This window comes from Halorussus lipolyticus (assembly GCF_029338375.1).
Classification (GTDB): Archaea; Halobacteriota; Halobacteria; order Halobacteriales; family Haladaptataceae; genus Halorussus; species Halorussus lipolyticus.
Genome location: NZ_CP119804.1, coordinates 3,060,586 through 3,082,436, shown reverse-complemented (window position 1 = coordinate 3,082,436; position 21,851 = coordinate 3,060,586). Strand labels below are relative to the sequence as shown.

Sequence of the window (21,851 nt, the reverse complement as noted above, 5' to 3'; positions counted from 1 at the left end):
TAATTATGGTTTCCTGTTCTACCCTTCCATTATCGAAAATAGCGACGACTGACTCGATTTCGGAAGTTACTGGCCGCCTTCGATCAGTCGCTCGAACTGCTCGGGCGGAATCGCGCCGCGGGCGGCGTGGCCCTCGTAGACGAAGGTCGGAATGCCCGAGACGCCGGCCTGCTGGGCCTGCTCGAACCGCTCGCGGAGTTCGGCTTCGAGCGTCTCGTCGTCGGTCGCATCCCGGATTTCCTCGGAGTCGATGCCGGTCTCGTCGGCGATGTCGGCCAGCACGTCCGGGTCGCCGATGTCCCGACCCTCCTGCCAGAGGACCTCGAAGACGGATTCGTGGAAGTCGAGGAAGGTGTCCTCGTCGTAGCTCTGGCGGACGTAGAGGGCGGCCTGCTGGGCGTTCCACGAGTCCACGTCCGTCGAGAAGTCGAGGTCCATCTCCACGTCGTAGCGGTTCTTGAGTCGCTCGACGTTCTCCCGGACCTGTTCGAAGTAGTCGTCGTCCTTGCCGTCGGCTACGTCGTGGTCGATGCTCCCGTCGGGGTTGCGCTTGTACCCCCGGAGGTCGTAGAAGCGCCACTCGACCTCGGGCGGGTCGTCGGCTTGCTGGCGGTACTCCTCCATCGCGGCCTTGCCGAGGTAGCAGAACGGGCAGACGTAATCGGAGTAAATCGACAGGGCGTCGGTGGATTGCTGGCTCACGGGCGAGGTTGGGTCCGCGGACCCAAAAGCGGACGCTCGGCGGTCGGGATTTCCGGTATCTCCTCGGTGGCGCGCCAGTCGGAAACCGGGCGACTGACTGCCAGCGGACGACCGAGGGAATGGTCGCCATCGAAATCGAGTTGCAGGAGTAGTCGAGTTGCGGGCGCGGTGGTCACGCGATAACTGCGCGTCCACCGGAGACAATGGAACAATTCCTTTAAAAATCTACTATTGTCTTTAGGAAATGTGTAGTTACCCGAGAGCCCAGCGCGTCATTCCCTACTGTTACTCGTCGTCGCTCTCCGCGGCGGTCGCCCCGTCGCTGTCGGCGTCCTCGCCACGACGCTCCACGAACTCCACGACGGCATCGGTGCCTTGGAACCCGTCGGCCATCTTGTCGACCAGTTCGCCGTCCTCGAACAGCAGGAGGGTCGGCACGCTCCGCACGTCGAAGCGCTCTATCAGCGGCGGGTCGTCGCGGGGATTGCAGAGCGCGACGGCGACGTCGGTGGCGCGAGCGACGTTGCCCACCACGGGTTCGATGGCCTGACAGAGCGAACACCCCTCGGTGTAGAAATCGACCAGCGCGAGGTCGTTGTCGGCGACGAAGGCGTCGAGGTCGTCGGCGTCTTCGAGGTGGACCGGCTTGTCGGTGGCTTGATTCATGGCCGTTCGTAGTCGCTACCGAAGGTTAGCCCTTCCGTCCGCCCGTGATTCTGTCGGTTCCGAGTCGGCCACCAGTCCGGGAAAGCGACGGCGACGACCGCAAAGTTAGCAAGTCCGGCCGTCTATCCGACCCACGAATCGCCGTCCCCTCGCCGAGTTCCGATTGCTTATTGGGCTGGGACCACTCTACTTGCACCCATGGACGCGGCGCTGGGGGAACCCGAGAAGATGGCCGAGAACGAGGACGAGTTGACGCCGATGATGAGCCAGTACTTCGAACTCTGTCGGCGGTACGACGACTCGCTCGTCCTCTTTCAGGTCGGCGATTTCTACGAAACCTTCTGCGAGGCCGCCGAACGGACGGCCAGACTCCTCGAAATCGCGCTGACACAGCGCGAGGACTCGACCGGCACTTACCCGATGGCGGGCATCCCCATCGACAGCGCCGAGTCGTACATCGAGACCTTACTGGACGCTGGCTACCGGGTCGCCGTCGCAGACCAAGTGCAGGAACCCGAGGAGACCACCGGCGTCGTCGATAGGGCAGTCACCCGCGTCGTCACGCCGGGCACCTTGACAGAGGACGAACTCCTCGATACCGACGACAACAACTTCGTGGCGTGCCTGACCGAGGACCCCGACAGATACGGACTGGCCCTGCTGGACGTTTCGACCGGCGACTTCTACGCGACCAGCACCCGCAGAGCCGAAACCGTCGCCGACGAGGTAAGCCGATTCGCCCCGGCGGAGGCCATCGTGGAACCCGAGACCACCGCCGACCCCTTCGACGCCGACTGCATGGTGACGCCCCACGACCCAGAGGCGTTCGAGTTCGAGACAGCGGCCGAGAAGGTCGAGAGCTACTTCGGGTCCCCCGACGCGCGACTCACCGCCGACGTGGAAATCCGGGCCTGCGGTGCCCTGCTGGCCTACGCCGAGTACACCCGCGGCGGCGTGGCGGGGGACAGCGAGGGAGTGGACGCCGACGACGGCGGCCACCTCGACTACCTCAACCACCTCACTCGGTACGAACCCCGCGAGTACATGCTGTTGGACCGGGTGGCGCTCTCAAGCCTCGAACTGTTCGACCGCCGGACGGTCCACGGCGACGACGACGTGACCCTGCTGGGGGTGCTGGACGAGACCTCCTGCGCGCTCGGAAGTCGGAAGTTGAAAGACTGGCTTCGGCGGCCCCTCCTCGAACCCGACCGCATCGAGGCCCGACTCGACGCCGTCGAGGAGTGGACCCACAACCTACAGGCCCGCGAGGAGGTCCGGGAACTCCTCCGGGACGTGTACGACATCGAGCGTCTCATCGCCAGAATCTCCCGCGGTCGGGCCAACGCTCGGGACCTCCGGTCGCTCAAGGACACCCTCGACGTGGTGCCCGAACTCAAGGCCGAGATGGCCGACTTCGAGAGTCCGAAACTCGCCGAACTCCGCGAGCGTCTGGACGAGTTGGCGGACGTGCGAAATCTCGTCGAGCGAGCGATTCGGGAGAACCCGCCCCGCGAGATTACCGAGGGCGACGTGATTCGGGAGGGCTACGACGACGAACTCGATTCGCTGAGAGAGACCGAACGCGAGGGCAAAGCGTGGATAGACAGCCTCGAACAGCAGGAGCGCGAGCGCACCGGCATCGACTCGCTGAAGGTCGGGCACAACTCGGTCCACGGCTACTACATCGAGGTCACGAACCCGAACCTCGATTCGGTGCCCGACGACTACAACCGCAGACAGACGCTCAAGAACTCCGAGCGGTTCTACACCCCCGAACTCAAGGAGCGCGAGGACGAGATTCTGCGCGCCGAGAACCGGGCCGACGACCTCGAACACGAACTGTTCCGCGAAGTGCGGAGCGAGGTCGCAGACGAATCCGAGCGCGTCCAAGCCCTCGCCGACGCCCTCGCCGAAGTGGACGTGCTGGCCGCCCTCGCGGAAGTCGCCGCCACGCGGGACTACGCCCGGCCCAAAATCGGCGGCGACGGCATCCACATCGAGGGCGGTCGTCACCCGGTGGTCGAGCGCACCCAGCAGTCGTTCGTGCCCAACGACGCCCACCTCGACCCCGAGTCGGCCTTCGCGGTCATCACCGGGCCGAACATGTCGGGCAAATCGACCTACATGCGACAGGTGGCTCTCGTCACCGTCCTCGCCCAGACCGGTAGCTTCGTCCCCGCCGCCAGCGCCCGCATCGACCCGGTAGACAGGGTGTTCACCCGAGTCGGCGCGAGCGACGACATCGCCGGAGGACGCTCCACCTTCATGGTCGAGATGGTCGAACTCTCCTCGATTCTCCGGAGCGCGACCGACGAGTCGCTGGTCCTGCTGGACGAAGTGGGCCGGGGCACCAGCACCACCGACGGCCTCGCCATCGCCCGCGCCGTCACCGAGTACGTCCACGACGAAATCGGCGCTCTCACCCTCTTTGCGACCCATCACCACGAACTCACCGAAACCGCCGACGAACTGCCTCGCGCGTTCAACCTCCACTTCGCCGCGGACCAGACAGACGAGGAGGTCTCGTTCGACCACGACGTGCGCCGAGGAGCGGCCACGGCCTCCTACGGCGTGCAGGTCGCTCGGGAGGCCGGCGTCCCGGACGACGTGGTGGAGCGCGCTCGGGACTTGCTCAGCGAGACGCACCCCGAGTCTGCCGGCGTGGCGGACGACGAGCGAGAGGCGGAACGAGCGCCCGAACCGGACCAAAGCCCCACGCCCGAGGCGGTGGCCGACGGGTCGGCGGACGCGCTGGCGGAGCGACTCCGGGACATGGACGTGGCGACGATGACGCCCTTGGAGGCGATGAACGAACTCGCCGAACTCAAGCGCGACGTGGAGTGAGAGCGGACCCGATGGCGACCCGCCCGCCACGAACGCTTTTGAGCATTCGTCTCGTGCGTCCCTCCATGCCGAAACCCCGGTACGACCGACTCACGGACGACCTCGAAGAGACGTTCGGCGACCGACTCCGGTGGGTCGCCTCCTTCGACAGCGACGACTACTCCTACGACGTGCGCTACATCCGCGGCGACCTCAAAGCCGACCTCTCGGGCCTCGAACTCGACACCATCATCCACCGGTCGCTGGCGGTGTTCAACCGCGAACACGTAGAGGACGTCTACTTCCATCTCGGGGAGGCGAAAGCCATGCTCCTGCGCCACGAGAAGGCCACGGCGGTCCACCTCTACCTCTCGCGGAATCGCGGGGTCGTGGTCAAACTCGAACCCGACGCGAGCTTTCAGTACCCCGACTTTCTGGACGAGTGCGTCGAGACGCTCCGAGAAGATTGAGGGTCGGTTACTCTCGGTAACTAGATGGGAAGAAGTAACTATTTTTGCCCGGCGGGAGTACCGCCCCGCATGAGCGACTCCGAGGAGAGACTGCCAATCTGGTGCGCCGGCAAGGAGTGGTGTCCGATTACCGCGACTGCGACGCTGGTCGGCAAGAAGTGGCACCCCGTGGTCATCCACCGACTCCTCGACGGCGGGCCGATGGGGTTCAACGAACTCAAAGACGACGTTGGGGGCATCTCCAGCAAGGTCCTCTCGGACAGCCTCGACGATTTGGAGGAGAAGCAGTTAGTGAACCGCGAAATCGTGAGCGAAAAGCCGGTTCGGGTGAACTACTCGCTGACAGAACAGGGCGAGTCGCTGGAACCGCTCATCTACGAGATGCGCGACTGGGGGATGGAACACCTCGTCTCGGCCGACGACGAGGAGGAAGCCATCGCCTGAGTCCGGGAAAAGTGCGAGACAGACGAGGCGCTACGCCGGACGCTCCACGAGCGCCACGGCGCGTTCGAACTCCGGTCCCTCGTCGATAACGCCGTCACCGACCTCGGGGTCGTAGTCCACGATACCGGCCTCGTGGAGTTTCGGCAGGTGGGTCCGGACGAGTTCGTCGTACACCTCGGCCCGGAAGGCCTCGAAATCGTCGGTTTCGGCGTCGGGAAACTGAGAGAGAGCGAGATACGTTGCGAACGAGGGAACGGGTATCGGGAGGTACTTGGTGACCAAACGGCGAATCACCGCGCGTCGTCGGGGGTGATTCAGCGCGTCGCCGACTAGATTTTGACGTTCGTTACCCATTCAATCCTGACTAAGTACGCCGGTCACGATAAAAAGCGGCGGGGTTCACCACTCACGGAGTTTAAAAGGGGACTTCCGGCGGTCGAGGCCCCGAAATTCCGCCTCGGTGGTTCAGGCCGACAGATGAGCGCGATTTCCCGACCCCGATGGTGGCCTCGCTTGCTCGCGCGCCGATTGGGCGCAGGATGGATAGCGCCAACCGCCGCGTGGAACGGTTGCCGAGGAGGTCCTCGGTCGCGGTCGTGACGGATAGGTTCGGACACTTTTACAGTTCCTTCAGGAATGTTTAGACGGCTTTAGAAATCAAAAGATTGTCTTTCGGACTGTTTGTTCACGCCGACGAGGAGCAACCGACGGTTAGACACGTATCGAAATACTGCCCGCCGGTCCAGCGTAGATTTAAATCGAAAGGGGCGGCCAACTCGCCCCGATGGGACACCGCGCACTGCTGGCTTACCGCCGCGACGACACCGACGATGGACCCGCCGACGACACACCACCCTTCGACGACGCCGACCGGCCGCTCTCCCGCGAGGCCGACGAAACCGCCGAGGACCCCCGCTACGACCTCCATCGCTCTCACTGGGGCGGGGCCGACTTCGCGCTGTGCGGTCGCCTCTCTGCTGATACCCCCTTCGCCACGGACTCGTCGTTCGCGGTGGACCCCGAACCGATAGCCACCGACTGCTCGCTCGCCGAAATCGTCGGCGAACACCTCGATTTCCTCCACCACGAGGCCGTCTACCGCGTCGGGACCGACTACGAGACCACGGCCTTCCACGTCTGCTGGTTCGGCCTCGAAGGCGACTGCGAGGAGGTCGAGCGAAGCGAGACGGTCGGCCACGGCGCGCTGGTCGCAGTCGGCGACGACGCCGACTACTTCCGGGGGTGGTTCCGCGGAACTAAAACCGTGGTCGGCGACGCGGTGGACCGCGAGTGCTTCTCGCCCGCCGAGGCGACCGACTACCTCGCCGAGCGCGTGACGGCGTGGGACGCCGACCGGGAGGTGATTCTGCCCGACTGAGCGGCCCTTCGACTGTCTGCCTGCTCGTCACCTCGCCGACGCGGGCCGCTTTAGTGCGCTCGCCGCCTACGCCGGGATAGTGACATTCGCAGACGGCGACCCCGCAAGCGGTGATTCCGCAGACAGCGACCCCGCGGACGGCGACTCGACCAGCGATGGCTCTGGGGAGCATCCCGCCGAGAGCGACACCCTCCACCGACCCGACGCCGAGGAGGCCCGCGCCCGAGTCGCCACCGCAATCGACCGCGCCGAGATGATTACCGTCTTCGGCCGGTGTACCGTCGAGTACGAGGGCCGCGCTGTCAGCACCCTCGGTCCCGGCGACCGACTGGTCGTCCTCAAACCCGACGGGACCGCGCTGGTCCACACCGACGAGGGCCAGAAACCCGTCAACTGGCAACCGCCGGGGTGCGCCCACGAGGCCGGCGTCGAGGACGGCCAGTTCCGGATTCGGAGCGTGCGGTCGTCGCCCGACGAGGAACTCCTCGTCGCCTTCGAGCAGGTCCAACAGGTCGCCACCTTCGACGTGACCGACCAGCGTGACCTCGCCCTCCGAGGCACCGAGGAGGACCTCCGCCAGCGAATCTTGGACGACCCGGACCTCGTGGAACCGGGGTTCCGACCGCTGGCCACCGAGCGCGAGACCCCCGCCGGCGCGGTGGACATCTACGGCGAGGACCGGGACGGCAAGACCATCGTGGTCGAACTCAAGCGCAAGCGAGTCGGGCCGGACGCGGTGGGCCAACTCGCGCGCTACGTCGAGGCGCTGGACCGGGACCTCCACGCGGACGCCGAGATTCGCGGGATTCTGGTCTCGCCGTCGGTGACCGAGCGAGCGCGGAAATTACTCGGCAAGAGGGGACTGGAGTTCGTCTCCCTCGGCCCGCCGGAGTGACCGGCGACCCCTCGTTCGCGTCACACCCCGAGGAGGACCGCCAACACCACCGCGAGCGTCAGCACGACCAACAGGACCCCGACGCCGATGGGGTCGAGGCGGCCCTCCGGAAACGTCGCGGTCTGCCAGCGGTCGCCCGCTGTGTTCACCGACGAGGCCACCGAATCCAGCGCCGTCGCAACGCGAATCGTCGCCTCGGCCGCGAAGTCGAGCGCGGCCCGGCCCGCCGGGTGGTAGACCGAATCGAGGTCGGGCGCGCCGGTCACTTTCGAGAGCGGGCGCTTCAGCAGGGCGAAGACGGCGAGGCCCGCGACCAGCACCGCCCCGGCCTTCGTGAACTGCGACGAGACGAACACCTTGGCCTCCTCGGTTCCCGGCGGAAGGACCGCGAACAGGAGGTCCGGGAAAAGCCCGAGAGCCACGCAGGCGACCGAGACGGCGACCAGCGGGACAGCCTCGACCGGAGCGAGGGACGGAATCTCGTCGGCGGAGTCGCCGTGGCGCTCGCCGAGGAAGGCGTAGTAGCCGAACTTGGCGAACGAGACCACCGTGCCGACGCCGCCGACGACCAGCGCCCACCAGAGCAGTTCGAGGCCGCCAGCGTCGGCGCTGTCGATGACCATCCCCTTGCTGACGAAACCGTTGAACCCCGGTACGCCGGCGATGGCGAGCGCGGCGACCGCGTAGGTGGCGAACAGGACTGGCGTCTCGCGGGCCAACCCGCCCATCTTCTTCAGGTTCTCCGAGCCGGTTCGGACCAGAAGCAGGCCGCCGACCATGAACAGGAGGCTCTTGTAGAGGACGTTGTTGAGCAGGTGGGCCATCCCGCCGGCCCGGCCGAGCGCCGACCCGACGCCGACCCCGGCGACCATGTAGCCGACCTGCGAGACGATGTGGTAGGTCAGGAGCCTTCGGACCTCGACCTGCAAGACTGCCATCGTGACCCCGACCAGCACCATCGCGCCCCCCATCGCCGCGATTGCGACGTGGCCGCCGGGGAAGGCTCTGGCGAGCGCGTAGACGCCGACCTTGGTGGTGCAACCGCAGAGGACGACCGTTGCGGCGACATGTGACCGAGGGTACGAATCCACCAGCCACGGGTGAAGCCCCAGAAACCCGACGTTCAGGCCGATGCCGATTGCGGCCAGAACCGCGGGGAGACCGGGTGAGAAACCCTGCCCGGTGAAAACGAAACTCCCGACTCGGAGGTAGTGAAGCAGGACCCCCGCGATGAGGAAGACCCCGCCGACTTCGTGGTAGACCGCGTACCGGAACCCCGCCCGGATGGCGTCACTGCCGCGGTTCCAGACCAGCAGGGTCGCGCCGACAGCCATCAGTTCCCAGAAGACGACGAGGGTGAGCCAGTCGCCTGCGAACACCGCACCGAGGCAGACCCCGGTGTAGGCCAGCGCGTAGGCCGTCGTACTCCTCGGGGCGTCGGTGGCGTAGGCGTAGACCACGTTGACGGCCGCGATGAATCCGAGGACGACCCCCACGGTGCGCGAGAGTGGACCGACCGCGACCACCACCGCGTCGAAGCCGAACAGGGTGGTCGGGAAGTGCCGGCCCGCCGGAACCGCGAGCGACCAGCCAAAGACGAGGAGGCCGGCCACAACCCCAACAGCGTGACCCACCCGCCGGGAGGAGGCCCCAGCGACCGGCGCGGCCGCCAGCAGGAAGCCCGCCGGAGGAAGGGCGGCCCACCAGCTCACGGGCCGAACACCTCCGCGACGACCGCCTCCGCGAGGTCGAAGAAGGGCGTGGCGGTCGGGACCACCCCGAGGAGGACCGCCACGACCGCGGTGAACAGCAGGGGGCCGAGCAAGGCGGGCGAGGCCTCCGAGAGGCGGGACTCGGGGCCGGACCACCGGGCTTCGAGCGGCGAGTCGAACACCGCGGTCGAGACGATGGGCCAGAAAAAGAGCAGTTTCACGAACGCGGCCAGCCAGAACGCGGCGGCGAGGAGGGGAACCGGTCCCGCCAGTGTCCCGAGCGCGAGGTACCACTCGCTGACGAACCCGCCGACGAGGGGGACGCCGACCAGTCCCGCCGCCACGACCGAGAAGGCCGTGGTCGTGACTGGAAGCCTGCGAGCGATGCCCGACATCTGCGGGACGTACTCGGTCCTCGTCTCGACGTAGATGGTGCCGGCGCAGAAGAACGCGGTAATCTTCATGAAGGCGTGGGTCACGAGGTGGAACAGCGCCCCGAGGACCGCGGTCGGCGTGAGGACGACCAGACCGAGGACGATGAACGAGAGTTGGCTGGTCGTCGAGTAGGCCAGCACGCGCTTGAGTTTGTCCTGTCGGAGCGCCAGAAAGCCGGCCAGAATCATCGTCGCTGTGGCGAGACCGGCCAGCGGCCACCGGAGCGCCGACTCGCGGACCGCCTCGGGACCGAAGACGAACAGGACGACTCGGGCGATGCCGAAGACGCCGCTCTTGACGACTGCGACCGCGTGGAGGAGCGCCGAGACCGGGGTCGGGGCGACCATCGCGTCGGGAAGCCAACCGTGGAAGGGCATCACCGCGGCTTTGACGCCGAATCCGCCCGCCAGCAAGCCGAATGCGACCTCGGCGACGAGTGGGTCGGCGGTTCCGAGGCCAGCGAGGCCGCCGGGCGTGAAGGTGACGCTTCCGGCGAGGACGTAGACCAGCACGGTGCCCCCGAGGACCGCAATCCCGCCGCCGAAGGCGTAGCGGGCGTACTTCCGGCCCGACCGCCGGGCCTCCGCGGTTCCGGCGTGGGCGACGAGGGGGTAGGTGGCGACGGTCAGGAGTTCGTAGGCGACGAACAGGGTCAGCAGGTTGCCAGCGAGCGCGACCCCCATCGCCGACGCGATGCTGACAGCGAACGCTGAGAAGAACCGCGTCTGGCCGTGTTCGGCGAGTCCTCGCATGTAGCCGACGCTGTAGACGCTGGCGACGAGCCAGAGGACCCCTGCGACCGAGGCGAACAGCGCGCCGAGCGCGTCGGCCCGGAAGGCGAGCGGGATTCCGGTGGCGAAGGTGCCGAAGGAAGTCGTCGGCGTCTGGCCCGCCAGCGCCGAGGAGGCGAGGCTTCCGACCACGACCAACTCGGCGACGGCCGCGAGCGCGGTCACCGATTCCCTGAGGTTGGGGCGACTGCGAGAGACCAACACCGCGACGGCGGCCAGCGCCGGGATGGCGACGGCGAGCGCCGGGCGGAGAGACTGTACCTCGGTCATGCCAGCAGTCCGGAAATCGCCGGTTCGAGGAACTGTGCGAGGAGGGCGGCCGACAGGCCCAGCGCGACGGTGGCGACGGCGGCGGCGACCGGGAGGGCGTCGAGGGCCGACGCGGGGACCGAATCGAGCGGACGGTTCGGCCCGGCCGCAGTCGGCGCGTCCGGACCCTCGGCGCGGTCCGATTCGGCCGACGCGAAGTACATCTGGGCCAGAATCCGACCGAAGTACGCCAGCGAGACGAGCGAACTGACGAGGACGGCCCCGACCAATAGCCACGCCTCGGCGTCGGCGGCCGCGACGAGGACGTACCACTTGCCGGCGAATCCGACCGTCGGCGGGACGCCAATCATCCCGAGCGAGAGGAGCGCGAACGCCGCACTGGTGACCGGAGCGCGGTCGGCGAGACCGGCGTACTCCTCGACGGTCTTGGCGTCGGTGGCCGACGCGAGGAGTCCCGCGGAGAAGAACAGGCCCGCCTTGGTGACGGCGTGGCCGAGCAGGTGGACCGCAGAACCGGTCAGGCCGACGCGACTCCCGAGGCCGACGCCGACCACGACGATGCCCAACTGGGAGACGGTCGAGTAGGCCAGCACGCGCTTGACCTTCGATTCGCGGAGCGCGAGCGCGCCGCCGACCAGCAGACTGACCGCCCCGAGACCGGAAATCAGTTGGCCGACCGCGGGATTCGCGGTCAGAAATTCGGTGCCGAACGCGCCGTAGAGGACCTTCACGAGGCCGTAGACGCCCGCCGTCGTCACCAGCGCCGAGAGGACCACGCTGGCCGGAACTGACGCCCGAGCGTGAGCGTCGGGGAGCCACGTGTGGACCGGCACGAGCGGAATCTTGACCGCTAACCCGACGAACGCCAGCGAGAACGCCGCCAGAACGAGCGGCGACGAGAGACCGACTTGAGAGATGAATTCGTTACTTCTAGCTATATTTAGTTGTCCTAAAGAAATGTAGAGATATGCGACGCCGAGGAGATAGAGGCTCGCGCCGACGGTCCCGACCACGAGGTACCGGAGCGCGGCGCGGGCCGACCCCCGCTCGCCGAGCGCGACCAGCGCGTAGGCCGCCAGTCCGGTGATTTCGAGGACGACGTAGAGGTTGAACAGGTCGGCGGTCAGCGCCACGCCCGAGAGGCCCGCCGTGAGCAGGAGTAGGAGAACGTCGGGCCGAGCGCCGGAGACCGAAGGAGTCGCGTTGGCGTACCAGACCGCCCCCAGAACGACGACCGCGACCAGCGCGACGACGAGGCCGGCGAGCGGGTCGGCCCGCAGTTCGACGCCCACCGCCGGGCGAAACCCGCCGACGACGGTGCTGACGCGCCCCGAGTCGGCGACTCGGGCCACGAGCGCGCCCGCGAGGAGCGTCTGCGCTGTGAGCGTCGTGCCCGAAATCCACCCCGCGAGGCGGTCGCCCGCCAGCACCGCCAGCGCCGCGCCGACCACCGGAAGCGCGACCAGCGCGGGGAGCAGGAGGTCGGTCACGCTCTCCCTCCCGGACTGGTCTCCTCCCAGCGCACCCGAATCACCAGTGCCAGCGCCAGCGCGGTCAGACTCACCCCGACCACGATGGCCGTCAGCACGAGGACGTGGGGCAAGGGGTTAACCGACGGCAGGTCCGCACTCCCCGGCCGGGCCAGCGGGGGGCGTCCGCCGGTCCGGTACGCTGACGCGACCAGCAACAGCAGGACGCCGGTTTGAAAGACGTTGACACCCACCACTTTCTTCAACCTGCTCGGTTCGCCGACCAGCACGCCGAGACCGATTGCCACCAGCGCGACCGCCGCGAGGTAGGGCAGGCGGGCCAGATACGCCTCAAGCACGGAAATCACCTGCAAGGAGGAACCAGAGACCGACCAGCGTGGCAGAGACCGTCACCGCGATGGCGACCTCAGCGAGTTCGGTGGCGTAGACCACAGGTTTGGGAATCGGGTAAACCGACAGTTCGAGGACCCGACCCCCGAACGCCACCGGGCCGACGCCGACGACGGCGAACCCGAGGACTCCTCCGGCCGCGAGCGCGGGCGAGCGCGGAACTGCGAGCGCGGAGCGCACACAGCCGGGACCGACCGCGAACGCCAGCAGGAGAATCGTGGCCGCAATCACGACCCCGCCCTGAAAACCGCCGCCGACCGAGGAGGTCCCGTGGAGGGTCGTGAACAGGCCGAGCGTGGCCGCGAAGGGCGCGACGACGCGGACGGTGGTATCAGCCACGATACCCCCGGCGCGCTCGGTCCCCGGTCCGTCCGATTCCGGGTCGCTCACGCCGTCACCTCCCGGAGGACCGCCGCTGACGCGACCCCCGCGGTGAACACCACCACGACCTCGCCGAAGGTGTCGAACCCGCGGTAGACGACCAGAATCGCGGTCACGACGTTCTCGATGCCCAGCGTCGGCGCGTCGGCGAGGTAGAAGGGCACGGCTCGCCGGAACGCGGGCGCGGTCGGGTCGCCGAAGGCCGGGAGCGCCGGAATCGTAACCCCGAGCGCGAGGGCCGTCCCGCCGGCAGTGAGTGCGGTCGCGGGCCGGACCCGGAATCGAATCTCGGGGGCCGAAAATAGGTCGGGGAACCGGCGCAGGACCGCCAGAAACAGCGCGGTCGAGATGCCGGCCCCGACCGCGGCCTCGGTCAGCGCCACGTCCGGAGCGCGCAGGACCGCCCAGAGCATCGCCAGCGCGAGGCCGTAGGCCCCGAAGACGACCACCGCAGACACCGCGTCGGCGAGGAGGGCGATGGAAATCGCCAGCAAGACGCAGAGCGCCAGAAGCGCGGCGACCAGCAGGTCAACCACTGCGCTCACCACCCGATTCCGCTTCGGGACCACTGCGACCGTCTCTGTAGGCGGTCCGGACGACTGCGTGAGTCGCTGTGGGGGTCGTCACCAGCACGAAGACGAACAGCATGGCGACTTTGAGCGTGGCCGAATCGACGCCGAACGCGACCCCGACCCCTGCGAACGCCGAGAGCGCGCCGAGCGTGTCGGCCTTCGAGGCGGCGTGAGCGCGGGCGAACACGTCGGGCAGGCGAAGCAGGCCAACCACAGCGAGGCCGGTGAAGAAGACGCTCGCGCCAGCGAGCAGGGCGACGAGAATTTCGCGGGGCGTCATCGCGGGCCTCCGGTCGGAGACGACTGGGCGTCGCTCCGCTCGCCGAGGACCCGCGCGAGGCCGACGCTCAGCAGGAAGTTGAGCAGACCGTAGACCAGCGCCACGTCGAGGAGACCGGGGTCGTCGAACGCCGCCGAGAGGACCGCGAGGACGACGACTGCCGTAGTTCCGAGGGCGTTGACCGCAATCACGCGGTCCTGCAGGGTCGGCCCGACGACGACCCGGTAGCCGACCGCGCCGGCAAGTGCGACCAGCAGGACGGCGGCGACCAGCAGGAGGTCGGTCGGAGCGGTGGTCATTCGGAGCGGTCCTCCTCGTTCGGGCGGTCCTCACCGGTCCGGCGGTCCTCGGAACCCGCCCGCGATTCGTCGGCCATCCGAGGGTCACGAGTCGCCTCGCGGCCGCCGAACACGAACGCCGCGCCGCGCTCGATGGTCCCCTCGCGGAGCGACTCGCGGGAGGCGGCGGTGAGCGCGTGGACGTGGAAGGTGTCCTCAACCACGTCGAGGACCACCGTGCCGGGCGTGAGAGTAATCGCGCTGGCGACGGCGGTGCGTTCGAGGTCCGACTCGGCCCGAGATTCGACCCGGACGACTTCGGGGTCGATGGGGAGTCGCGGGTCGAGGAGGACGACGGCGAGCGCGACGTTGGCCCGCAGAATCTCCCAGAGCAGACCCGGCAGGACGGCGACCGCCCGGAGAAACCGCCCGCCGGACCGACCGAGAGACGGGGCCTCCTCGAAGACGAGGCCCGAGAGCGCGACTGTCACAATCCCCGCGCTCACCGCGCCGGTCACGATGTCGAACGGGTCAGTGGCCCGGCCGAGCGCGAGGTAGAATCCGTAGGCGACCGCAAACGTTGCGAGCGGACTGGCGATACGGCTGTCCGGCGGTGACGATGGCTCGCTCCCCCTCATTCCCGTGGGCTTACGAACACGTCTACCGTCATTACGTTTTGGCCGGGGAGACGGGATGGTTTGAGAGTGGAGTTGTCTCCATATTTGTTTTGCACACCGTTTTGTTTTTCTGGCAAATATTTCTATTTGTGTGGCTCGAAGCGCGAACCGCAGAATCACAGCGATGGACGGTTACTGAGGCCCGCAACCAACCTGACGGTTCGACCCGGCGCGACTGCGTGAACCCACGTGGCTCGCGGAACCACCACCGATTAGTCCGCACCCGCCCAATCCCCGCCAATGACCGACCTCGGCAAGGTTGACAGGGACTTCTTCGACCAGCGAATCTACCCGCACCTCGGCGCAAGCCGCGAGGACGTGACCCTCGGCCCCCAACACGGCGTGGACTTCGGGGTCGTGGAAGTCGGCGGCGAGGCCGTCGTCCTCGCCAGCGACCCCCTCTCGCTCGTCCCCAACCTCGGGTTCGAGAAGGCGGCGTGGTTCGCGGTCCACGTCGCGCTGTCGGACGCCGCCGTCTCCGGCATCCCGCCCTCCCACCTCGCGGTCACGTTCACCCTCCCGCCCGAGATGACCGACGACGAGTTCGGCACCGTCTGGGAGACGTTCGACCGCGAGGCCACCAACTTGGGCGTCAGCATCGTCACCGGCCACACCGCCCGGTACGGCGGGTGTCAGTACCCGTGGGTCGGCGGCGCGACTGCCCTCGCGGTCGGCGACCCGGACGACGTGGTGCGACCCGACGGCGCGAAACCGGGCGACCGCGTGGTGGTCACGAAGGGTCCCGGCGTCGAAGTCGCGGGCTTTCTGGTGACGCTGTTCGAGGAGGCCATCGACCTGCCGGAATCGACCATCGAGACCGCCAAGGAGCGATTCTGGGACATGAGTCCGGTTCGGGACGCGCTGACCGCCTCTGCGGCCGGTCCCGTCACCGCGATGCACGACGCCACCGAGGGCGGCCTGCAGGGCGCGCTGGTCGAACTCGCGCGGGCCGGGGAGGTCCGACTCGACGTGGATTCCGGCGCAGTGCCCTTCCTACCGGGAGTTCGGGAGTCCTGCGAGTTCTTCGACATCGACCCGTGGACGGCGACCAGCGAGGGGACGCTCCTGTTGACCGTGGACTCCTCGGGCGTCGAGGACGTGCTGTCTGCGCTGGACGCCGAGGACATCCCCGCCGCCGAAATCGGTGAGGTGACGGACGGAGATGGGGTTTTCATCGACGGCGAAGCAGTCGAACACCCCGAGGTTGACCCCTCGTGGGAAGTCTTCGAGGAGTACGCCGAGAAGGTCGGACTGGAGTGACCGACCCACCGAGACGGCCATTTTAACACCGACCGCGCCGTACCGCCGACGATGCGACGCATCTGGTTCGCGGTCATGGGCGGCACCTTCCTCCTCGTCGGCGTCGGGTTCGCTGGCGCGTTCGGCCTCGAAGGGACGACCGACCCGGCGACCGCAATTGCGCTGGTGCTGTGGTTCTCCGCGGCGCTCCTCTACGTTCTGGGCGGTCTGGGGAAGTCTATCGGAGGACTGGCGTGGTTCCAGTTCGTCGGGTTGGGCAACGTCTGTCTGGGTCTCCAGTTGCTGACCCAGATTCCCGTCGCGCTGGCCGACGGGATACCGGGCACCGAGGCCCTCGTCGTGACGATTGCCACCGGTCTCGGGGGACTGTCGCTTTCGTTCATCGGCCTCGACTGGTTCCGGGGCGGTCGCCACTTCGACCTGTCGGCGTTCGACGACGGGCCGTCTGCCGGTCCCGAGCAGTCCCGGTGAGTCGGTCCTCTGGCGACGAAGCCTTATCTGGCCCGGTAACGTACTTGTTCCGGAAAATGACTAACTGGTACGCAGTTGCGGTGGGGTTCGTCGTCATGACCGTCATCGGCGTCGTGGGACTCGCAATCCCCGGTCTCGGCCAACTCACGGCGGGACTGGTCGGCGGGTTCGTCGCTGGCTACATGGCCGCCGGGAGCGCAGGTCGGGGCGCGTGGCACGGCCTGCTGGCCGGGTCGGTCGGCGGGGTTTTCTTGGCCATCGTCCTCGGTGTCGCGGTCGGCGCGCTCGGCACGGTGGGTCTCGGCCCGCTTGGCCCGCTTCTTGGCGGGAGCATCTTCTTCGTGGGCGTCGTCCTCGCGCTGGTGATGGGCCTCGAAAGCGCGCTCGCCGGAGCGGTCGGCGCGTGGGTCGCCGAGGAGTAGCGCCCGAAAAACGGTCCTCGAGCAAACGCCGGTCCGTTGACAGAACCATTTTTCCCAATCGCGTCCGAAGGGTCGAACATGGCAACTATCGACGCCGACGACCTGTTTCCGAGCGACCACATGCTCCGCGGCGTTAGCACCGGCGAAGTCACCCAGATTCACCGCGGCCAGCAGTACGCCGACGAGGGCGACCGATTCGAGGTAGACGGCGACGAGTTCGAGGTCGTGGAGGTCCGCGAGCGAAAACTCGGCGACCTGACAGACGAGGACGCCCAGAAGGAGGGCATGTCGGACATGGACCAGTACCGCGAGATGCTGAACCGCGCCCACGACGACTACGAGTGGGACCCCGACAGCGACGTGGTTCTGCATCGAATAGAGAAGCGGTAGGAGCGCGACATTCCGAGCGAAGCGCGGCGTAACTGCCTTTTAAGCCTGCGTATCTGGCCTGATTTTGCTCGGATTAGAAGTTCGTACAGCAATACAGCGTACAGCACCAGCGCAGAATACCGTACCAACGCAGAATACGGTGAACGGCACACGAAGCTAGCTTCAGGCTTGAGCCGAGGCGTCTTCCGCACCCCCGCACCGCTACCGCGGGCCTCACACCTCCCCAACCTCTTGCGGTCTCTGCGAACCACGTTCGCGGATCAGCGAGACGCACGGCGTCTCGCCAGCCTCGGCTTCGCTGTGGTCCTCATCCCGCGCGCATGGGCGCGGCACAGGACCGCGCCCGCTCGCGCCGACCGCAAGAGGAAACAAATATACTGTTTTAGTAAACAGAATTATTTGCTAAATCAAGGTAGATATTACCGGCGCTCTCGGAGTTCCGCCCGCAGGTCGGCGAGGTCCATCTCCTTCATCGACAGCAGGACCAGCAGGTGATACACGATGTCGGCGCTCTCGTGGGCGATTTCCTCGTGGTCGTCGTCCTTGGCGGCCAGCAGGAGTTCGGTGGTCTCCTCGCCGAGTTTCTCCAGCACGGCGTTCTCGCCTTTCTCGTGGGTGAACAGCGAGGCCGTGTACGAGTCCTCGGGCAGGTTCTCCTTGCGGTCCTCCACGACTGCGAACAGTTCGTCCAAGATGGCCGCGGTGTCTTGGGAGGTGTCGCCCTCGCTCCCAGCGTCGGTGGTCGATTGCTCGCTCATGGTCCGAGTTCGGCGACCTCCCGGATGTCTTGCAGTTGCTCGAACTCGTCCCGGTCGCGCCGGCCCGACTCGAACACCTCGGTCTCGACCTCAATCGGGGCGTTGGTCCGGGCCGCCAGCGCCAGCGAGTCGCTGGGTCGGGCGTCAACCACGGTGTCTCCTCGGGGCGTGTCGATGTGGAGGTCGGCGATGTAGGTGTTGTCCTCCAGCGCGGAGACCACGACGCGGGTGACTCGCCCGCCGAGTTCCTCCACGAGGTCGAGTGTGAGGTCGTGAGTCAACGGCCTGCCGATGTCCTCGGCCTCCATGCCGCGGGCGATGCTGACGGCCTCCTCGAATCCGATGAAGATGGGGAGTACGCCGTCGTCCTCCTCGGGTGCGAGTACGACGACCGGAATCGGCCCGTCGTCGGTCATGGCGACGCGCACCGCGTCGATGTCGGCGTCCATACGTCTCCTGACGGGGGCCAGAAAGAAAAGTCTGCCCTACTCCGGGTCGTCTCGGGACGATTCGGTCGTCTGCGCTACCGGTCGGGAGTGGGTCGCTCGGCCAGTTCGTTCTCGAAGAACGCGAGGCCGTGAAGTCGGGAGTCGGGGGTCAACTCGGGGTGGAAGGAGGTCCCGACCACCGGGCCGTCACGGATTGCAACCGGGCGGCCGTCCCACTCGGCGAGGACTTCGACCTCCTCGCCCACGTCGCTGATGAGCGGCGCGCGGATGAATACCGCGGGGAAGGGGTCGTCCAGTCCGGCCACGTCCAGCGGGGCCTCGAAACTGTCCTTCTGTCTGCCGAAGGCGTTGCGCTCGACGGTCACGTCGGCGAGGCCGAGGTTCTGTACCCGGTCGTCGCCCGCGTCGGTCGCCGAGACGATGAGGCCCGCGCAGGTCGCCAGCACCGGCTTACCGGCCTCGACGTGGGCGACGATTTCCTCGGCGATGTCCTCCGAGTGGAGGAGACTCGAAATCGTGGTCGATTCCCCGCCGGGCAGAGACAGGAAGTCGCAGTCGGGGACCGTACCGGCGTCTCGGACCTCCACGACCTCGATTTCCCGGTCGTGGGCCTCGCCAGCGCGTCGGACCGCCTCGGCGTGTTCGCTCACGTCGCCCTGCACCGCGACGACGCCCGCTTTGAGAGTCATGGCCGTGGGTAGGGATTCGGAGCGCAAAAGTGGCGCGTCTCGCGGTGGCCGACCCGAACCGCGGCCTCACTCGTCGCTGGTCCGGGACCCCAGCAACGTCCCGAGCGAGAGGCCGTAGACGAGGTGCAAAACGAGCGCCGGGAGCGCGTGGTCGTCAGGGTCGCCCCCGGCGACGAACTGCGACCAGAACTCCGCCGTCGGCGGGAGTGCGTGGGAGACTGGAAGCCGATACGCGGTCAGAACCAGCGTGGCGACGAGGCCGCCTTTAGCGCCCTCCTCGATGCGTCGGCGACGCGGCGTCGGCGAGTCTGGGGTCGGACGGGAGTCGTCGCTGTCGGCGTCGGAACTCGATAGCGAGCGCATGGAGAATTAGCTACGCCGACCGACTCGAAAGAGGTGGCGGGCGCGAATAGAATCGGCGGACACTCAGAGTCCGAGGACGTTCATGACCTGAATCAGCAGGCCGAACAGGACGCCGAAGGCGACGACGGTTTTGGGGTCGATTCGGATGGCGTTGCGGTCCTCGGCGTCGAAGTATCGGACGAGTCCGGCGCTGGACATCAGTCCGCCGGAGTTCTGGCCACTGCTCATGCACGAGAGTCGGACCGCCCGTCGCCTAAACCTTTCGGAGGGCCGCGGTGGGAGCGTTCGGGTTCAGCGAGAGAGGTGTGGGTTTGCGTAGCGAAAACGAGGTCGAACCTCCCTCTCGCGGTGTGCAAAAACTCGCCAATACTCCGGATGCCCACAGGTCGCGGCAAAGCAACGTTGGTGGGAAACCCTTATGCGCGCGGCGGGGATACGTTCGGCCAGAGCAACGATGACTGTCACCCTGAAGGACTTCTACGCGGATTGGTGCGGACCGTGCAAGACCCAAGACCCGATTCTCGAGGAGATGGAAGACGACTGGGGCGAGGTCGAATTCGAGAAAATCGACGTAGACGAGCATCAGGACGTCGCCAACGAGTATCAGGTACGTTCCATCCCGACCATCGTGGTCGAGAACGACGACGGCGTGGTCGAGCGATTCGTCGGCGTCACTCAGCGCGACGAACTCGAAGACGCGCTGGAAGAAGCGGGCGCGTAAGTTCGGGACTCGCGGTCTTTTCCGGTCGCTCTGTTCGGGAGCGGCGGCCGTCTCGTCTCGAATAGCGCCGCCGGAAAGCAATCTGTACGGTTGCTAGAGAATTATTCTTATTGCTGACGAAAATAGAGAGACACGTCTTCGGCGCGAGTCGGCTCAGAGGCCGTAGATGTCGCCGAACTTCTCTCGGACGTAATCGAGGAAGTAGTCGGCGGTCAGCGGTTCGCCGGTGGCCTCCCGAATCAGTTCGTCGGTGGTGTAGCGCTGGCCGTGCCGGTGGAGGTTCTGCTGGAACCAGTCGTGGAAAGGTTCGAAGTTCCCCTCTCGAATCAGTCTGCGGGCGTCGTCGAACTCGTCTTCGATGGTGGCCCAGAGTTGGGCCGCCAGCACGCTTCCGACGGTGTAGTTCTGGAACCGGGCGAACCCGCCGGTCCAGTGGATGTCCTGCAAGGCTCCGTTCGCGTCCGAATCGGGTCGGACCCCTAGATACTCCTCCATCTTGTCGTTCCACGCGGACGGAATCTCGCTGACTTCGAGGTCGCCCGAGACGAACTCGTGTTCGATTTCCGACCGGAGGATGATGTGCATGTGGTAGGTCACTTCGTCGGCCTCGACCCGAATCAGGTTGTCGTGCTTGACGCGGTTGGCGGCGCGATAGGCCTCGTCGGGTGTCACGTCCGATGCTTCCGGGAAGTGTTCTTTCACGGTCGGGAGGAATAGCTCCCAGAACTCCTTGGTCCGGCCGACGTGGTTCTCCCAGAAGCGCGACTGGGACTCGTGGACGCCGTGGGACCGCGACATGCCCAGCGGCGACCCGTAAGCGTCCTGTCGCAGACCGAGTTGGTACGTCGCGTGGCCGAACTCGTGGATGGTCGAGCCAATCGCTCCCAGCAGGTCCTCCTCGTCGAATCTGGTCGTCACCCGCGAGTCGAACTGCGTGCCCGAGGTGAAGGGGTGGGTCGAGGTGTCGAGGCGACCCCGGTCCCAGTCGTACCCGAGCAAGTCCAGCGCGTCCTCCGAGAGTGCCATCTGGGTGTCGGTGTCGTAGGTTCCGTCGAACGCCGCGGGCACGTCGTCGCTGGCCCGGATGTCCTCGATGAGCGGGACAAGACCGTCTTTCAATTCGTCAAAGATGCGCTCGACCGTATCGAGGCCCAGATAGGGTTCGCCGTCCTCGAACATGACTTCGTAGGGGTCCCGACTCGGGTCGATGTGTTCGGCCTTCTCGACCCGGAGGTCAAGCAGGCGCTCCAAGGTGGGTTCGAACGCCGAGAAGTCGTCGTTCGCTCTGGCCTCGCGCCAGTCGTCTTGGGCCTGCGACTGGAGGCGACTGTGTTCCTCGACCAACTCCTCGGGCACCTCGACGGCGCGCTCGTGTTCCCGGCGAATCTCCCGGACGACCGCCTGCTGGTCGTCGTCCAAGGCTTCCTCCTCGGCCTCGTCCAGCAGTCGGCCGAGTTCGTCGGCGGTCAATCGCTCGTGGATGACCGCCGAGAGCGCCGAGAGTTGCTGAGACCGGGCGGGAGTGCCGCCCTCGGGCATCATCACCTGCTGGTCCCAGTAGAGGACCTGACTGCCGTCTTCGAGGGAGGAGACTCGCTCGTACCGGTCGAGTAAATCGTCGTATGCGTCTGCCATATCGTCGCCTTGCCCCGGATGCTCATGAAAATAGGGGTC

At 66.8% G+C, this 21,851-nt stretch carries 29 protein-coding genes; 11 read left to right on the top strand and 18 right to left on the bottom strand.

The window, feature by feature from the left end:
• Positions 1-66: 66 nt before the first annotated feature.
• On the bottom strand, positions 67-702 hold the full coding sequence (locus P2T57_RS15475; protein ID WP_276300112.1) for a DsbA family oxidoreductase: 636 nt from the start codon (positions 700-702) through the stop codon (positions 67-69).
• Between the two features lie 8 nt (positions 703-710).
• On the opposite strand from P2T57_RS15475, the gene P2T57_RS15470 reads away from it, so the two are divergent.
• Entirely contained in the window at positions 711-854 is a 144-nt protein-coding gene (locus P2T57_RS15470) for a hypothetical protein (protein ID WP_276300111.1), read from the top strand.
• A 133-nt stretch (positions 855-987) separates the two neighbouring features.
• Here the strand turns inward: P2T57_RS15470 and P2T57_RS15465 are convergent, their stop codons facing one another.
• A complete protein-coding gene (locus P2T57_RS15465) occupies positions 988-1,368 on the bottom strand; it encodes a thioredoxin family protein (protein ID WP_276300110.1) in 381 nt (126 codons plus the stop codon).
• Positions 1,369-1,566: 198 nt separating this feature from the next.
• Here P2T57_RS15465 and mutS point away from each other — a divergent pair, with 198 nt between their 5' ends.
• The 3 genes from mutS (at position 1,567) to P2T57_RS15450 (ending at position 5,105) form a co-directional block, all read left to right on the top strand.
• Positions 1,567-4,212 carry a DNA mismatch repair protein MutS gene (gene mutS, locus P2T57_RS15460; protein WP_276300109.1) on the top strand — a complete coding sequence of 882 codons (2,646 nt, stop codon included), beginning with the start codon at positions 1,567-1,569 and terminating at the stop codon, positions 4,210-4,212.
• A gap of 65 nt (positions 4,213-4,277) precedes the next feature.
• The gene (locus P2T57_RS15455; RefSeq protein WP_276300108.1) at positions 4,278-4,661 is read left to right on the top strand and encodes a DUF7522 family protein; all 384 of its coding nucleotides are present in this window, start codon (positions 4,278-4,280) and stop codon (positions 4,659-4,661) included.
• A 69-nt stretch (positions 4,662-4,730) separates the two neighbouring features.
• Positions 4,731-5,105: a winged helix-turn-helix transcriptional regulator gene (locus P2T57_RS15450; protein WP_276300107.1), complete on the top strand. Its 375-nt coding sequence runs from the start codon at positions 4,731-4,733 to the stop codon at positions 5,103-5,105.
• Positions 5,106-5,135: 30 nt separating this feature from the next.
• Here P2T57_RS15450 and P2T57_RS15445 read toward each other — a convergent pair whose 3' ends face one another.
• Complete coding sequence (locus tag P2T57_RS15445) at positions 5,136-5,459, bottom strand: DUF7344 domain-containing protein (RefSeq protein WP_276300106.1); 324 nt, start codon at positions 5,457-5,459, stop codon at positions 5,136-5,138.
• Between the two features lie 430 nt (positions 5,460-5,889).
• Here P2T57_RS15445 and P2T57_RS15440 point away from each other — a divergent pair, with 430 nt between their 5' ends.
• Together P2T57_RS15440 and nucS are read left to right on the top strand one after the other, a co-directional pair.
• Positions 5,890-6,483 (top strand): DUF6735 family protein, encoded by a 594-nt coding sequence (locus P2T57_RS15440; protein WP_276300105.1) that lies wholly within the window; start codon positions 5,890-5,892, stop codon positions 6,481-6,483.
• Positions 6,484-6,562: 79 nt separating this feature from the next.
• Complete coding sequence (gene nucS / locus P2T57_RS15435; protein WP_276300104.1) at positions 6,563-7,378, top strand: endonuclease NucS; 816 nt, start codon at positions 6,563-6,565, stop codon at positions 7,376-7,378.
• Between the two features lie 20 nt (positions 7,379-7,398).
• Here nucS and P2T57_RS15430 read toward each other — a convergent pair whose 3' ends face one another.
• From P2T57_RS15430 to P2T57_RS15390, 9 genes are read right to left on the bottom strand one after another with little or no spacing between them, the layout of a single operon-like run.
• Entirely contained in the window at positions 7,399-9,090 is a 1,692-nt protein-coding gene (locus P2T57_RS15430; protein ID WP_276300103.1) for a proton-conducting transporter transmembrane domain-containing protein, read from the bottom strand.
• Positions 9,087-10,586 carry a proton-conducting transporter transmembrane domain-containing protein gene (locus P2T57_RS15425; RefSeq protein WP_276300102.1) on the bottom strand — a complete coding sequence of 500 codons (1,500 nt, stop codon included), beginning with the start codon at positions 10,584-10,586 and terminating at the stop codon, positions 9,087-9,089. Before P2T57_RS15425 ends, P2T57_RS15430 begins: the two co-directional genes overlap by 4 nt.
• Positions 10,583-12,076, bottom strand: a complete 1,494-nt coding sequence (locus P2T57_RS15420; RefSeq protein ID WP_276300101.1) for a proton-conducting transporter transmembrane domain-containing protein — start codon at positions 12,074-12,076, stop codon at positions 10,583-10,585. The genes P2T57_RS15425 and P2T57_RS15420 overlap by 4 nt, the downstream gene beginning before the upstream one ends.
• Positions 12,073-12,414, bottom strand: coding sequence for a sodium:proton antiporter (locus P2T57_RS15415; protein WP_276300100.1), 342 nt, complete (start codon positions 12,412-12,414; stop codon positions 12,073-12,075). The genes P2T57_RS15420 and P2T57_RS15415 overlap by 4 nt, the downstream gene beginning before the upstream one ends.
• Positions 12,407-12,856 carry an MnhB domain-containing protein gene (locus P2T57_RS15410; RefSeq protein WP_276300099.1) on the bottom strand — a complete coding sequence of 150 codons (450 nt, stop codon included), beginning with the start codon at positions 12,854-12,856 and terminating at the stop codon, positions 12,407-12,409. The genes P2T57_RS15415 and P2T57_RS15410 overlap by 8 nt, the downstream gene beginning before the upstream one ends.
• The gene (locus P2T57_RS15405; RefSeq protein ID WP_276300098.1) at positions 12,853-13,392 is read right to left on the bottom strand and encodes a DUF4040 domain-containing protein; all 540 of its coding nucleotides are present in this window, start codon (positions 13,390-13,392) and stop codon (positions 12,853-12,855) included. The genes P2T57_RS15410 and P2T57_RS15405 overlap by 4 nt, the downstream gene beginning before the upstream one ends.
• Complete coding sequence (mnhG, locus tag P2T57_RS15400) at positions 13,376-13,699, bottom strand: monovalent cation/H(+) antiporter subunit G (RefSeq protein ID WP_276300097.1); 324 nt, start codon at positions 13,697-13,699, stop codon at positions 13,376-13,378. Before mnhG ends, P2T57_RS15405 begins: the two co-directional genes overlap by 17 nt.
• A complete protein-coding gene (locus P2T57_RS15395) occupies positions 13,696-13,998 on the bottom strand; it encodes a cation:proton antiporter (RefSeq protein ID WP_276300096.1) in 303 nt (100 codons plus the stop codon). Before P2T57_RS15395 ends, mnhG begins: the two co-directional genes overlap by 4 nt.
• Positions 13,995-14,615 (bottom strand): Na+/H+ antiporter subunit E, encoded by a 621-nt coding sequence (locus P2T57_RS15390; RefSeq protein ID WP_276300095.1) that lies wholly within the window; start codon positions 14,613-14,615, stop codon positions 13,995-13,997. Before P2T57_RS15390 ends, P2T57_RS15395 begins: the two co-directional genes overlap by 4 nt.
• A gap of 279 nt (positions 14,616-14,894) precedes the next feature.
• On the opposite strand from P2T57_RS15390, the gene P2T57_RS15385 reads away from it, so the two are divergent.
• From P2T57_RS15385 to P2T57_RS15370, 4 genes are all read left to right on the top strand, one after another.
• Positions 14,895-15,914 carry an AIR synthase family protein gene (locus tag P2T57_RS15385; protein WP_276300094.1) on the top strand — a complete coding sequence of 340 codons (1,020 nt, stop codon included), beginning with the start codon at positions 14,895-14,897 and terminating at the stop codon, positions 15,912-15,914.
• 51 nt (positions 15,915-15,965) lie between these two features.
• The gene (locus P2T57_RS15380) at positions 15,966-16,385 is read left to right on the top strand and encodes a DUF7994 family protein (protein ID WP_276300093.1); all 420 of its coding nucleotides are present in this window, start codon (positions 15,966-15,968) and stop codon (positions 16,383-16,385) included.
• A 56-nt stretch (positions 16,386-16,441) separates the two neighbouring features.
• Positions 16,442-16,807, top strand: a complete 366-nt coding sequence (locus tag P2T57_RS15375; protein ID WP_276300092.1) for a DUF5518 domain-containing protein — start codon at positions 16,442-16,444, stop codon at positions 16,805-16,807.
• Positions 16,808-16,885: 78 nt separating this feature from the next.
• Complete coding sequence (locus P2T57_RS15370) at positions 16,886-17,197, top strand: ASCH domain-containing protein (protein WP_276300091.1); 312 nt, start codon at positions 16,886-16,888, stop codon at positions 17,195-17,197.
• A 419-nt stretch (positions 17,198-17,616) separates the two neighbouring features.
• Here the strand turns inward: P2T57_RS15370 and hisE are convergent, their stop codons facing one another.
• The 5 genes from hisE to P2T57_RS15345 form a co-directional block, all read right to left on the bottom strand.
• A complete protein-coding gene (gene hisE / locus P2T57_RS15365; protein WP_276300090.1) occupies positions 17,617-17,955 on the bottom strand; it encodes a phosphoribosyl-ATP diphosphatase in 339 nt (112 codons plus the stop codon).
• A complete protein-coding gene (locus tag P2T57_RS15360) occupies positions 17,952-18,404 on the bottom strand; it encodes a bifunctional nuclease family protein (protein WP_276300089.1) in 453 nt (150 codons plus the stop codon). The genes hisE and P2T57_RS15360 overlap by 4 nt, the downstream gene beginning before the upstream one ends.
• 74 nt (positions 18,405-18,478) lie before the next feature.
• Positions 18,479-19,093 (bottom strand): pyridoxal 5'-phosphate synthase glutaminase subunit PdxT, encoded by a 615-nt coding sequence (gene pdxT / locus P2T57_RS15355; RefSeq protein WP_276300088.1) that lies wholly within the window; start codon positions 19,091-19,093, stop codon positions 18,479-18,481.
• Positions 19,094-19,159: 66 nt separating this feature from the next.
• Entirely contained in the window at positions 19,160-19,456 is a 297-nt protein-coding gene (locus P2T57_RS15350) for a hypothetical protein (protein WP_276300087.1), read from the bottom strand.
• Between the two features lie 63 nt (positions 19,457-19,519).
• Positions 19,520-19,684, bottom strand: coding sequence for a preprotein translocase subunit Sec61beta (locus P2T57_RS15345; protein ID WP_276300086.1), 165 nt, complete (start codon positions 19,682-19,684; stop codon positions 19,520-19,522).
• Positions 19,685-19,910: 226 nt separating this feature from the next.
• Between P2T57_RS15345 and P2T57_RS15340 the strand changes: the two genes are divergently transcribed.
• Positions 19,911-20,177 carry a thioredoxin family protein gene (locus tag P2T57_RS15340; protein ID WP_276300085.1) on the top strand — a complete coding sequence of 89 codons (267 nt, stop codon included), beginning with the start codon at positions 19,911-19,913 and terminating at the stop codon, positions 20,175-20,177.
• A gap of 153 nt (positions 20,178-20,330) precedes the next feature.
• On the opposite strand, the gene P2T57_RS15335 is transcribed toward P2T57_RS15340, so the two are convergent.
• Entirely contained in the window at positions 20,331-21,812 is a 1,482-nt protein-coding gene (locus P2T57_RS15335) for a carboxypeptidase M32 (RefSeq protein WP_276300084.1), read from the bottom strand.
• Positions 21,813-21,851 lie beyond the last annotated feature (39 nt).